This window comes from Amycolatopsis coloradensis (genome assembly GCF_037997115.1).
Taxonomy (GTDB): Bacteria; Actinomycetota; Actinomycetes; order Mycobacteriales; family Pseudonocardiaceae; genus Amycolatopsis; species Amycolatopsis coloradensis_A.
Window position 1 is genome coordinate 381,593 of sequence record NZ_CP150484.1, and the last position, 12,915, is coordinate 394,507.

The 12,915-nt window shown below is 69.9% G+C and carries 11 protein-coding genes; 5 read left to right on the forward strand and 6 right to left on the reverse strand.

Annotated elements, in window-relative coordinates; genetic code table 11:
- The first annotated feature begins 2 nt into the window (after positions 1 to 2).
- Complete coding sequence (locus LCL61_RS01570; protein WP_340688461.1) at positions 3 to 1,268, forward strand: amidohydrolase; 1,266 nt, start codon at positions 3 to 5, stop codon at positions 1,266 to 1,268.
- A 17-nt stretch (positions 1,269 to 1,285) separates the two neighbouring features.
- A complete protein-coding gene (locus tag LCL61_RS01575; protein ID WP_340688462.1) occupies positions 1,286 to 1,639 on the forward strand; it encodes a DUF3099 domain-containing protein in 354 nt (117 codons plus the stop codon).
- Between the two features lie 45 nt (positions 1,640 to 1,684).
- Here the strand turns inward: LCL61_RS01575 and LCL61_RS01580 are convergent, their stop codons facing one another.
- From LCL61_RS01580 to LCL61_RS01595, 4 genes are read right to left on the reverse strand one after another with little or no spacing between them, the layout of a single operon-like run.
- Positions 1,685 to 2,557 (reverse strand): sugar kinase, encoded by an 873-nt coding sequence (locus tag LCL61_RS01580; RefSeq protein WP_340685186.1) that lies wholly within the window; start codon positions 2,555 to 2,557, stop codon positions 1,685 to 1,687.
- On the reverse strand, positions 2,554 to 3,471 hold the full coding sequence (locus LCL61_RS01585; RefSeq protein WP_340685187.1) for a pseudouridine-5'-phosphate glycosidase: 918 nt from the start codon (positions 3,469 to 3,471) through the stop codon (positions 2,554 to 2,556). Before LCL61_RS01585 ends, LCL61_RS01580 begins: the two co-directional genes overlap by 4 nt.
- Positions 3,472 to 3,480: 9 nt before the next feature.
- Positions 3,481 to 4,125 carry a hypothetical protein gene (locus LCL61_RS01590; RefSeq protein ID WP_340685188.1) on the reverse strand — a complete coding sequence of 215 codons (645 nt, stop codon included), beginning with the start codon at positions 4,123 to 4,125 and terminating at the stop codon, positions 3,481 to 3,483.
- Complete coding sequence (locus tag LCL61_RS01595; protein ID WP_340685189.1) at positions 4,125 to 4,931, reverse strand: sporulation protein; 807 nt, start codon at positions 4,929 to 4,931, stop codon at positions 4,125 to 4,127. Before LCL61_RS01595 ends, LCL61_RS01590 begins: the two co-directional genes overlap by 1 nt.
- Positions 4,932 to 4,989: 58 nt before the next feature.
- Between LCL61_RS01595 and LCL61_RS01600 the strand changes: the two genes are divergently transcribed.
- A complete protein-coding gene (locus LCL61_RS01600; RefSeq protein ID WP_007033595.1) occupies positions 4,990 to 5,232 on the forward strand; it encodes a DUF3039 domain-containing protein in 243 nt (80 codons plus the stop codon).
- Positions 5,233 to 5,352: 120 nt separating this feature from the next.
- Positions 5,353 to 6,189 (forward strand): hypothetical protein, encoded by an 837-nt coding sequence (locus tag LCL61_RS01605; protein WP_340685190.1) that lies wholly within the window; start codon positions 5,353 to 5,355, stop codon positions 6,187 to 6,189.
- A 284-nt stretch (positions 6,190 to 6,473) separates the two neighbouring features.
- On the opposite strand, the gene LCL61_RS01610 is transcribed toward LCL61_RS01605, so the two are convergent.
- Positions 6,474 to 9,602 (reverse strand): efflux RND transporter permease subunit, encoded by a 3,129-nt coding sequence (locus tag LCL61_RS01610; protein WP_340685191.1) that lies wholly within the window; start codon positions 9,600 to 9,602, stop codon positions 6,474 to 6,476.
- Positions 9,603 to 9,721: 119 nt separating this feature from the next.
- On the reverse strand, positions 9,722 to 10,846 hold the full coding sequence (locus tag LCL61_RS01615; RefSeq protein WP_340685192.1) for a YihY/virulence factor BrkB family protein: 1,125 nt from the start codon (positions 10,844 to 10,846) through the stop codon (positions 9,722 to 9,724).
- Between the two features lie 264 nt (positions 10,847 to 11,110).
- Here LCL61_RS01615 and LCL61_RS01620 point away from each other — a divergent pair, with 264 nt between their 5' ends.
- Positions 11,111 to 12,865, forward strand: coding sequence for a DEAD/DEAH box helicase (locus LCL61_RS01620; protein ID WP_340685193.1), 1,755 nt, complete (start codon positions 11,111 to 11,113; stop codon positions 12,863 to 12,865).
- Positions 12,866 to 12,915: the final 50 nt, after the last annotated feature.

Sequence of the window (12,915 nt, forward strand, 5' to 3'; positions counted from 1 at the left end):
TGGTGAGCCTCGAGAGTGTCCTGGCACCGCTGCAGGCGGCGCTGCCCGGATTGGAAGACCTGTACACCGACCTCCACCGGCATCCGGAGCTGTCGTTCGCCGAAACCCGCACCGCCGCCGAACTGGCGAAGCGCCTGGAGGCCGACGGTTACGAGGTGCACACCGGGATCGGGCGCACCGGTGTCCTGGGCGTGCTGCGCAACGGCCCCGGCCCGAAGGTGATGTTGCGCGCCGACATCGACGCGCTGCCGGTCGAGGAGAAGACCGGCCTGCCGTACGCGAGCACCGCGCGCGGTGTCGACGCCGACGGCCGCGAAGTCCCGGTGATGCACGCCTGCGGCCACGACATGCACGCCACCTGGCTCTCCGGTGCCGCTTCGCTGCTCGCGGCCGGACGCGAGCACTGGTCCGGCACGTTGATGGTCGTGTTCCAGCCGGGGGAGGAGGCCGGGGATGGCGCCGTCGGCATGGTCCGCGACGGGGTCTTCGGGCCCGCCGGCAAACCCGACGTCGTGCTCGGCCAGCACGTCGTGCCCGGTCCGGCGGGCTGGGTGCTGACCAGGCCGGGCGTGATCATGGCGGCCACCGACGCGCTCCGGATCACCCTGCACGGCCGCGGCGGGCACGGCTCGCGCCCCGAGACCACGGTGGACCCCGCGGTGCTCGCCGCGTCCGTGGTGCTCAAGCTCCAGACCATCGTGTCGCGGGAGATCTCGGCGACCGAGTCGGCGGTGGTGACCGTCGGGTCACTGCACGTCGGCACGGCGCACAACATCATCGCCGACCACGCCGTCCTCGAGGTCAACATCCGGTCGTTCGACCAGGCCGTGCGGGAGAAGGTCGTCGCGGCGGTCGAGCGGATCGTCCAGGGCGAGGCGGCCACCGCGGGTGCGCCGAAACCGCCGGAGATCGAGCGGATCGGCGCGTTCCCGGTCACCGAGAACGACGACGCGGCCACCGAGGGGCTCACCGCCGCCTTCCGTGACCACTTCGGCGAGAGCCGGGTGATGCCCGCGCCGCTGGTCACCGGCAGTGAGGACTTCAGCGAGTTCGGCCGCGCGGCCGGCGTCCCGTCGGTGTTCTGGCTGGTCGGCGGCCTGGACGAGGGCAAGGTGATCGCCGCGATGACCGCCGGGCGCTTCGAACAGGACATCCCGTCGAACCATTCGCCGCTCTTCGCGCCGATCCCGCATCCGACGCTTTCGGCCGGCGTCGAGACGCTCGTGGTCGCGGCTCTGCACCGGCTCACCCACCCGGGTGTCGGATGAGCCGGGCGAGTGGGAGCATGGAAGCCGGAGGTGGTGCTGTGAACGCGCCCGCCCACGGTCCCGAGCCGAGGGAACCCGCTCCGGTGCTGATCACCGAAGCCGCCCCGTCCTACGAAGACCAGCTGGCCAAGCGGAAGCGGAAGTACATCATCATGATGTCGTTCCGCATCCCGTGCCTGATCCTGGCCGGGATCTTCTACCAGACGTGGTGGCTCGCGCTGGCACTGATCGCGATCTCGATCCCGCTGCCCTGGGTCGCCGTCCTGATCGCCAACGACCGGCCGCCGCGCAAGAGCGAGAAGGTCAACCGCTACCAGGCTGAACCGACCCGCATCGAAAGCGGCGGCCATCGCGTCATCGACGGCGGCTGACCCGTTTCGCGCGTGCTATGAAGGAGTCCTTCATGGCATTTTTGGCTAAGGCTGCGGCCCGACCTTCGAAACCGCGCGGGCACCCAGCCGCGTCCCGGCCCGAAGCACCTCCACGGTGGACTCCCCGCGCAGCCACGCCGCGAGCACACCGGCGTCGAACGCGTCGCCGGCGCCGGTGGAGTCGACGCACTCCGCGGGCTGGGACGGCACCGAGGTGATGGTGCCGCTCGCGTCCACCCAGCTGGCGCCGTCGAGACCGGCGGTGACCACGACCTCGCCGACGTAGTCCAGCAGTTCCTTCGCCGCCTCGGGATCGCTCGACCCGGTCAGCGCGACCAGTTCGCTGGTGTTCGGCATCAGCAGGTCGACGCCGCGCACGTCGTCGAGGAAGGCCGCGGGATCGGTGATCAGCGTCGCCGCCTGCGGGTCGACCGACGTCGTCAGCCCGGCCTTCTTCGCCGCCGCCAGCGACGCGAGCGCGGCCGGCCGTGACGACGGGTACAGCAGGACGTAACCCGAGAGGTGCAGGTGGCTCGCCCCGCTCAGGGCCGCCTCGGTGATGTCGGAGGGGCTGAACTTCGCGTTGGCGGCGCGGTCGGCGAGCATGCTCCGCTCACCGGCGCCGTCGACGAGCACCACGACGCAGAACGTCGGCTCCTCGGGGTCCACCGCGAACTCGCAGCGGACGCCCGCCGCTTCCAGTTCGCTCTTCACCATGCGGCCGCCGGAATCGTCCCCGATCCGCGCGACCAGCGTGGTCTCCGTGCCCTCGGCCCGCAGCCACAGCGCGGTGTTCGCGCCCGCGCCGCCACTGGTGAAGTGGACCTTCGCACGGATGTCACCGCCGTGCGGGATGGGGCCTTCGTGTCGCGCGACCACGTCGAGGCCGACGTCGCCGACGACGACGATGCCGCTCACGCGGCGTTCCCGGCGAGCGCGACGGCCACTTCGGTGGCCAGTTCCGCGTTGGACAGCACCAGCGCCTCGTTCGCGTCGAGGCTCACGCCTTCGCTGGCGGTGTGGAAGTGCTCCAGCAGCACGGGCGTGACGTCCTTGCCGTGCACGCCTCGTGACTTGAGGAGTTCCAGCCCTTCGGCGAGCAGCCGGTCGTGCAGTTCCTTGTCCATTTCGGACGCTTCCGGGATCGGGTTCGCCAGCAGGACACCGGAATCCGCGTGCGCCCGGTGGGCGGCGATGACCGAGGCGGCCTGTGTGGCGTCGTCGACCCGCCACGGCACCTCGAAGCCGGACGAGCGGAGGTAGAACGCGGGGAACTCGCCGGTGCGGTAACCCAGCACCGGTACGGAGTTGGTCTCCAGCACTTCGAGTGTCGCGGCGATGTCGAGCACCGACTTCACCCCGGAGCAGACGACCGTGGTCGGCACCTTCGCGAGGACGCCGAGATCCGCCGAGACGTCCCAGCTCTGCGCCGCGCCCTGGTGCACGCCGCCGAGCCCGCCGGTGGCGAACATGCCGATCCCGGCCGCGGCGGCCAGCGCCGCGGTGCTGGCGACCGTGGTCGCGCCGGAGCGGCCGAGGCCGACGGCCGGGCCGATGTCGCGCAGGGAGAGCTTGTCCAGGTCCGCGCCGGGCGCACAAACGCGTTCCAGCTGCTCGCCGGTGAGGCCGATCAGGGGGACGCCGTCGAGGACGGCGATGGTCGCGGGGACGGCGCCGCCGTCGCGCACGACCTTCTCCAGCCGCCGGGCGACGTCGAGGTTGCGGCCGGGCGGGAGACCGTGGGAGAGGATGGTGCTCTCCAGCGCGACGACGGGGTCACCGGCGGCGAGGGCGGAGGCGACCTCTTCGTGAAGGGACAGTTGCGGAGTCACGAACGAACATCATCGGTGATGTGGGTCCGCGTCACGCCATCGGGTCAGTTCGTTCGAGAGGTTCTCGCGCGCCTTGGCCTCCCAGCGTGCCCGCGCGATGTCGCTGCGGTATAGCCGCGGCCTGGCCAGCAGGTTCTCGAGCACGGCGGCGCGGCCCGCCCGCCAGTCCTCGTCGGAGTAGATCGAATACTCCTCCCGGACACCGTTCGCGTACTGCTCGTAGTCCTCCGGCGCGGCGCCGAGGATCGCGAGGTCGGCGTCCAGCAGTGCCGTGGCGAGGAGGTCTTCGTCGGGGGCGGCGTGATGGATCGTGCTGAGGACCAGCTCCTCGGCACGTTCGACGTCGGGCACGGGAACACCGGCGTTGGTGAGTTCGTCGCGGGTCCAGGCCGCGCTCGCCCGTTCGTCCTCGCCGGGACGGGCGTCGTACACGACATCGTGCGTCCAGGCGGCGATGGCGACGAGGGCGCGTTCGCGGGCGCCTAGGCCGAAGGCGACGGCGAGGTCGCCGCTGTCGTGGGCGACGGCCGTGACGTGCCGGAGATCGTGGTACCGGCGATGCGGCTCGGCGTAGCGGGTTTCGAGGTCGTTCCACGCGACGGCGGCGATCCGGTGATCGCCGCCGAGCCTCGTGATCGCGGTGGGCCAGTCCATCAGTCGAAGATCCCGCGCGCCTTGGCCACCTCGTGCAGCCATCCTTCGAGCTGTGGCTCCCAGTTGACCCGGTCGAGCGCCGAGTGGTCGACCTTGAACAGGCCGAGGAACTCCTGGCCGCGTCCGCCGAACCCGCCGCTCTTGGACACCCGGACCCGTTTGGTCACCTCCAGCACGACCTGCGTCTCCGACGGCGAGGACAGGAAGGTCACCGCCACCGAGGTGAAGACGGGCGCGAACCGCGGCGAAGGGGTGAAGCGGATCTCCTGGAAGAACGGGAGCTGCTGGACGGCGCCGTTGATCCGGCCGCGTTCCAGCACGGCCTCGCGGAAGACGAAGCCGATCCGGCTGAAGGCGTCCAAGATCCGTTTCTGGGCGGGCAGCGGCTCGATCGCGGTGCCGTCGACGTCGACCGGGTCCGTCACGGAGTTGGCGATGTCGAGGCAGGTCTGGAGGCCGACGGCCATCCCGTTCAGTGGCTTGCCGAAGACGCTGGAGATCGGTGTCTCCCAGGGCAGGGCCACCTCGAACGGGATGCGGACCTGCTGCCCAGGCCCGATCCGCTCGTTGCCCGCCAGCTGCTGGGTGCCGAACTCGAGGTCCTCGACGCCGGGGCGGCGTTCGTCGGGGAGGGTGACCCTGGCGAGCAGCTTCACCGAGAGGCCGTTGATCTCTTGATCGACTTCGCCGCCGAGCAGCAGGACCTCGCCGCGCAACGGGCGGCCGGGGGAGACCGTGCGGTCGAGCAGCCGGGCGTCGATCTTCGCCCCGCCCGAGCCGAACGTCGCGAGCACCTTCTGGAACATGGGCGAGATCCTGCCAGGTCGTCGGTGTGCGCAGGAGGATTTGGGGCATTATGGAGGGGTGAGTACACAGACCCTTCCGAAGCCGGATACCCGTCCCGAGGGCACCGACGGCACCGACGACGATTCGCCGAAGATGTTCCACTACGTGCGCAAGAACAAGATCGCCGAAAGCGCGGTCATGGGCACGCACGTGGTGGCGCTGTGCGGTGAGGTCTTCCCGGTGACGAAGTCGGCGAAGCCCGGTTCGCCGGTCTGCCCGGACTGCAAGAAGATCTACGACGGTCTCAAGCCGGGCGACTGAGTGTCCGTCCGGTGTCCGAAACCGGACAAAATCTGAAAATCCTTCACATGGTGGCTGCCCGTCCCGGTCTTCGCTGGTAATCAGTACGCGCCAGCGAAAACCCGCCGGGACGGAGCCTTCATGCGTAGAACCGGGATCGTGCTCGCCATCGCCGCGTTGGTCGCGGTGTTCTCACCCGCCGCCGCCCAAGCCGTCACAGGCTGGACCACTGTCGGCTCGGACAACGCCCGCCCGCTCGACGAGGGCCAGGGCCTGGCCACCATCGAACGGCCGTCCGGGACGATCTACCGCTACACCGGGATCGCGACCGTTCCCGTGAACCTGTCGTCCCAGGGCTGGAACCACGTCGGCGACCCTGGCTCCGCGCAGGGCTGGTACGTCGAGCCGTACCAGCGCGACGACAGGGGAGCGAAACTCTTCCGCGTCGAGTCGCCCGACGGGACCTGGGCGAACTACACGCACACGTTGGAGTCGTGGGAGGCGAACAACAACTCGTTCGCCGCCGTGACCCCTGACGCCCGCTGGATGGTGGCCGGTGAGTGGGGCACGATGGACCGGCTCCTCGTGCACCCGATGCCCGGCGTCGCGCATACGAACCCGTCGGCGAACCTGCCGTACGCGTCCGCGATCCGGCTCGACAAGCCGGTGCGGGACATCCAGGGCTGCGACTTCGTCACCGCGACCCGGCTGCTGTGCGCGTCCGACGACCCCGAGGGCTCCCTGTTCGGGACCACGAAGCCGCTGCTGCAGGTCGACCTTTCCGGCGCGCTGTCCGGTTCGGATGTGACCGGGCGGGTCACGTCGCTGGGGCAGCTCCCGCTGAAGAGCATGTGCAGCGGGAACTTCGAGACCGAGGGCATCGACGTCGCCGCCGACGGGACCCTGCGGGTCGTCATGCTTTCGCCCTCGTGGTGCGTGGCCTTCGACAGCAAGACGTGGCGGTTCCGGAAGGCGTGACACCCGTGCTCGGAGCCGGAACTCGCGTGCTTGAAGGCGGAACTCGCGTGCTTGGACGCGTACCGGCTCCAAGCACGCGACTCACGTCCCCAAGCACGTGACCGGTGGCATTCAGCCGGCTAAGTGCGAAGCGGCGAAAGGCACGCCGGGCGCCCACCCAGGCCCCAGCTTTCCAGTACCGCCTTGGTCTCGGCGACCAGCTCNCCGGCCCAGCTCGGCCACCGGGTCGAGACCGTCGCGCTTGAGCCAGGCCCCGGCGTGCCTTCCTCCCCCACCCCCCAGGTCTACGAAGCCGGCTCCGGGGTCAGCGTCTCGGTGGCCGGGGCCGAGGACTGCCGGGCGTCCTTCTTCGCGCGGCGCTTCTCTTTCCGCGTCTCGACCATCGTGTACAGCGTCGGCACCAGGATCAGCGTCAGCAGGGTCGAGCTGACCAGCCCGCCGATGACCACGATCGCCAGCGGCTGCCCGATGAACCCGCCTTGCCCGGTCAGCCCGAGCGCCATCGGGACCAGTGCGAAGATGGTCGCCGCCGCGGTCATCAGGATCGGCCGCAGCCGTCGCCTGCCGCCTTCGACGACGGCGTCGGCGACGCTCATCCCCGAAGCCCGGTACTGGTTGATCAGGTCGATCAGCACGATCGCGTTGGTCACCACGATGCCGACGAGCATCAGCATCCCGATCAGCGCGGGCAGCCCCAGCGCGGTCCCGGTGGCCAGCAGCAGCCCGATCGCGCCGGTCGCCGCGAACGGGATCGACACCAGCAGGATCAGCGGCTGGATCAGGCTGCGGAACGTCGCCACCATGATCAGGTACACGATCGCGACCGCGGCCAGCAGCGCGAGGAACAGGTTCCCGAACGCCTCCTGCTGATCCTCGCTGACGCCGCCGAGCTTGTACGCCGCACCACCGGTGAAGGTCAGTCCGTCCAGTTTGGACTGGATGGCCTTCGTGGTGGCCGCCAGGTCCGCGCCGGTGTTCTTGGCGGTGACCGTGGTGCTCAGCTCGCCCGAGGTGCGGTGCACCGCGGCCGGTCCGTCCACTGTGGACACGGTGGCGACGGAGTCCAGTCGCACCACGCCGGTCGCGCTCGGGATGGGCAGCGCCTTGACCGCGTCGACCGACACCGGGGCCGTGCCCGCGCGCAGCACGATGTCCGTGCGCTGACCGTCGACCGGCAGCTGGGTCACCGTGCGGCCGGCGATGGCCTGGTTCGCGATCTGGCCGATCGTGGTCGCCGAAAGCCCGCTCGCGGCGGCCTTGGCGGCGTCGACCTCGACCTGCACGCGCGGCGAGCCCTGCGCGAGGTCACTGGTCACCTCGGTGAGGTCCGGGATGCCGGACAGCGCCTGGCGGACCTGCTCGGCGGCGGGCTTCAGCGCCGCTTCGTCCGGCGCGGTGACGGTGATCGAGACCTGGTCGGAGTTGAACCCGCCCGCTTCCGCGCCGATCTTCACCTCGCCGAGTTCCGGCTTGTCCAGCTTGCCCCGCAACCGCTCGGAGAGCGCGTCGAGGTCGGTGTCCTTGGCGACGGTGACCTGGATGCTGGTCGCCGTCCCCCCGCCACCGAAGAAGCCGCCTCCGCCGATGCTCACCTGGTAGGTCTCGACGGCGGGTTCGGCGGCGAGCGCCTGCTCCACCGCGCCCGCTGCCTTCTCCTTGGCCTCGGAGCTGGTGCCGGGCGGGAGCTTCTGCGAAAGGCTCAGCGTCGTCGAACCGGACTGGTCGAGGAAGTTGGTGTTCAGCTGCGAGGCCAGCCCGACCGTGCCCCCGAAGATGATCAGCGCCAGCAATACCACGGTGACGCGGCGCCGGGTGGCGAACCGGATCACCGGAACGTACCCGCGCTGCAGCAGCCCGCGGCGTTCCTTGTCCTCGGCGGCCTGGCGTGTGAGCTCGGCCTCGCGTTCGTCCGCCGGGGCCTTGGGCGGCTTGAGGAACCAGTACGCGAGCACCGGCACGATCGTCAGCGACACCAGGAGGGACGCCAGCAGCGCCACGGTGACCGTGATCGCGAACGGCGAGAACAGCTCGCCGACGAACCCGCCCACGAAGGCGATCGGCAGGAACACCGCGACCGTGGTGAGGGTGGACGACGTCACCGCGCCCGCGACCTCGCGCACGCCGTCGAGGACCGCGCGCTGCTTCTCCTCGCCGTACGCCAGATGTCGTTTGATGTTCTCCAGCACCACGATCGAGTCGTCGACCACCCGCCCGATGGCGATGGTGAGCGCGCCGAGGGTGAGCAGGTTCAGCGAAAGATCGCCCGTCCACAACGCCAGCAGCGCCACGACCACCGAGAGCGGGATCGACACCGCCGTCACCAGCGTCGAGCGCACCGACATCAGGAACAGCAGGATCACCACGACCGCGAACGCCAGCCCCAGCAGGCCCTCGGTGGTCAGGCCGCTGATCGCGTCCTTGACCGGGGTGCCCTGGTCGAACACGACGCTCATCTCGGCGCCGATCTTCTTCGACAGCTCGGGCAGCTTGTCCCGCACCGCTTCCGAGATCGCGACCGCGTTCCCGTTTTCCACCATGGTGATCGAGAGCCCGAGGCTCGGCTTGCCGTTGGTGCGCGTGATCGACGTCGGCGGCGCGAAACCCGCCTGGACGTCCGCGACATCACCGAGCTTCACCGGCTTGCCCGCCGGCGCCCCGGGACGCGACGGCTGCGACGGCGTCAGGTAAAGGTTCTTGATCGTGTCCACTGTGGTCGGTCCGCCGCCGACCTGGACGGTGAGCGTCTTGTCGCCTTCGGTCAGTGTCCCGGCCGGGACGGCGGCACCGGCGGTCTGCAGCGTGGTGGCGATCGACGACGGGTCGACCCCCGCGGCCGCCAGCTTCGCGTAGTCGAGCGCGATGGTGACCCGCGGCTGCCGCGCACCGGTCACGTCGACCTCGCGGACGCCGTCGATCTTGCGCAGTTCCGGCGCGACCTCCCCGGTCAGCGCGGGCGCGAGCGCCTGCGGGTCACCGGTGGTCCCGGCGGCGAGCAGCACGACCGGGAGATCGTCTGTGGACCCCGCGGACACCGTCGGCTCGCTGTTCTGCGGCAGCCGTGCCTTGAGCCCGTCGATGACGCGCTGGATCTGCCCTACCGCCGCGTCGATGTCCGTGCCGAACTCGAACTGCGCGGTGATCCGTGACAGCCCCTCCGACGACGTCGAGCTCAGCTCTTCGAGCCCCTTCAACCCCTGCAGCCCGCCTTCGAGCGGCTCGGTGACCTGGCGGTCCACCGCGTCCGGTGACGCGCCCGCGTACGGCGTGATGATCTGCGCCTGCGGGAACTGCAGTGACGGGAACAGCTGCTGCTTCAGCTGTGGCAGGGCGAAGGCGCCGAAGCCGATCACCACCAGGGCGAGCAGCCCGATGAGACTTCGGTTGCGCAGGCTCAGTCTGGCCAGCGTGGACATGGCGGTATCCCCCAGGAATAGCTCGGACGGGCGGGTTACCGCGAGCTTTTCACGGCGGGGGGTGGAGTGGATTCACACCACGGGTGGAATCGGAGTACGACTTCGGGATGAGGTCCCGCTCAATTTCGCCGTTCCGTCACCTGATCGGCTTCGCTCTGCGTTTCCCCGTTCACCGATTGTTCCCGCACGTGTTCGGCGTCACTGTCCGGGGAATCGCCGTTCTGGCGGGGACGGCGGAGCGGGACCGTCGTCCGTTCCCACAGTTTGCGGCCCTCTTCGGCGCGGATCCGTTCGTTCGCGCGTTCCATTTCCAGCCGCCGCCATTTCCGGCGCTGCCGTTTCGTCGCCTTGGCGGGCCACAGTTCCTGCATCGCGCTGTTGAAGTACGCGCCGCCGACCACCGCGAGCCCGATGAAGAACATCAGCAACAGGAACGCGATCGGCGCGGCGAGCGCGCCGTAGGTGTAGCCGGTCTTGGTGATCCAGTTCAGGTAGATCCGCAGCCCGATACTGGAGAGCAGGAACACGACCATGGCGAGCATCGCGCCCGGCAGCCCCCGGTGCCACGGCAGCCTGCGCGGCAGGGCGAGCTTGTACAGCGTCGTCAGCGCGAGCACGATCATCACGGCCAGCACCGGGTAGTACAGCGTGCCGACCCAGTACGACACCGTGTCGCGCCAGTCGGTGGGGAAGAACTGGGGGAGCAGGTCCGGCCCGATCGCCAGCAGCGGCAGCCCGACCACCAGGATGACCAGCCCGGCCAGGTACAGCAGCAGCGCGAAGATCCGCTGCCACACGTCGTTGCGGACGCCGTACTGGTCGTGTGCCACGGTGATGGCGTCGACGAACGACGACATCGCCGACGAACCCGCCCACAGGGAGATCAGGAAGCCGACGGAGACGATTTCGCCCTTGCCGACGAACAGGATGCTGTTGACCGTCGGCTCGATGATGTCGTGGACGGCGTTGTCGCTGAAGATCGTCTTGCTGAAGGTGATGATCCGGTCGTGGACCGCGGTCACGACCTCCTGGCCGAACCAGTCGCCGACGAAGCCGAGGCAACCGAGGAGCCCCAGCAGCAGTGGCGGCAGGGAGAGCGTCTGCCAGAACGCGGCTTCGGCGGCCTCGGAGAAGATGTTGCCGTCCCACGCCTTGCTGAGCGTGCGGCTGAGCAGGCGCAACGGACCCCTGCGGCCCTTCGCGACCTCGGCGGCCGTGTCCGGACGGCCGTTCTCCTCGCTCATGCAGCTCCTCCGACGGCGCCGAGCGCCCTTGACGGTGTCCAGCATGGTCCATGCCGCGCCATTCGGCTCGCCACCCCTGGGTTTTCGGGTGAGTAACCCGACAACGGGGGTGGCGCTTCCGGCGTTCCAGTGGCCCGCGAGGTAGGCTCCCCGGAGTGCCCTCACCTCAGGCGCCGGCGTCGCGGCCGGATACCCAAGTGGGGGTTTTCGCTTGTGTCAGGGTGGATGACCAGGCGTTTCGGGTGAGGGAGGAGGGGAACCTGCATGTCGGAAACGGTTGAACGCGATCGGGGCGAGCTGGGCGCGCCTCCTGCGGCGAAGGACAGCACCGCCCGGCCGCTGCGTGCCTGGCAGCGGCGTGCGCTGACGAAGTACCTCACGAAGAAACCGCAGGACTTCCTGGCCGTCGCGACGCCGGGCGCGGGCAAGACGGTGTTCGGTCTCCGGATCGCCGCCGAGCTGCTGAGCGACCGGACCGTCGAGCGGATCACCATCGTCGCGCCGACGGAACACCTGAAGCACCAGTGGGCCGCCTCGGCCGCGGCCGCCGGTATCGCGATCGACTCGAACTTCCGCAACGGCACCGGCGTCACCTCGCGTGACTACCAAGGTGTAGCGGTGACCTACGCGCAGGTCGCCGCGCATCCGACGCTGCACCGTGTCCGCACCGAGAACCGCAAGACCCTGGTCATCCTGGACGAGATCCACCACGGCGGTGACGCGAAATCCTGGGGTGACGCGGTCCGGGAGGCGTTCACGCCCGCCGTCCGCCGTCTCGCGCTGACCGGGACGCCGTTCCGCAGCGACGACTCGCCGATCCCGTTCGTCACCTACGAACCCGACGGCTCGGGTTTCCAGCGCAGCAAGGCCGACCACTCCTACGGTTACGCCGACGCGCTCGCCGACGGCGTGGTCCGGCCGGTCGTCTTCCTCGCCTACTCCGGCGAGGCCTCCTGGCGCACGAGCGCGGGGGAGGAGTTCACCGCGCGGCTCGGCGAACCGCTGACCGCGGAACAGAACGCGCGGGCCTGGCGCACGGCGCTCGACCCGGCGGGCGAGTGGATCCCGTCGGTGCTGCAGGCCGCCGACACACGCCTCACGCAGCTTCGCGCCAACGGCATCCCGGACGCGGGCGGTCTGGTGATCGCCACCGACCAGGACTCCGCGCGCGCCTACGCCAAGATCCTGCAGCGCATCTCCGGCCAGAACCCGACGGTCGTCCTGTCCGACGACCCCAAGGCGTCCGGCCGGATCAAGGAGTTCTCCGATTCGACCGACCGCTGGCTGGTCGCGGTCCGGATGGTGTCCGAAGGCGTCGACGTGCCGCGGCTGGCGGTCGGCGTCTACGCCACGAGCGCGTCGACCCCGCTGTTCTTCGCGCAGGCCATCGGCCGGTACGTGCGCTCGCGCAAGCCCGGCGAGACGGCTTCGGTGTTCCTGCCGAGTGTGCCGGTGCTGCTGGAACTGGCCAGCGAGCTGGAGGCGCAGCGCGACCACGTCCTCGGCAAGCCGCACCGTGAGAAGGAGGGCTGGGACGACGAGCTCCTGGCCCAGGCCAACCGCACCGAGGACGAGCCGGGCGAGGAGGAGAAGGCGTTCACCTCGTTGGGCGCCTCCGCCGAGCTCGACCAGGTCATCTACGACGGCAACTCCTTCGGCACCGCGGTGTTCTCCGGTTCCGACGAGGAGCAGGAGTACCTCGGCCTGCCGGGGCTGCTCGAACCGGACCAGGTCCGCGCCCTGCTGCGGAAGAGGCAGGAGGAGCAGCTCTCCGACGAGAAGCGGCGCAAGCCCAAGGCCGAGGAGGCCGCGCCGGTCGCGCGGCCGCAGTCGGTCAGCGAGCGGCTCGGCAGCCTGCGCAAGGAGCTGAACGCCCTGGTGGGCGTGCACCACCACCGGACGAAGAAGCCGCACGGCGCGATCCACAACGAACTGCGCCGGGTCTGCGGCGGGCCGCCGACCGCGATGGCTTCGGTGGAGCAACTCGAAGAGCGGATCGTCACCCTGCGCTCCTGGTGACCGCCCCGTACTTCCGCGCGGCGCTGAAGGGAGCTTTCCCCGCATTTCAT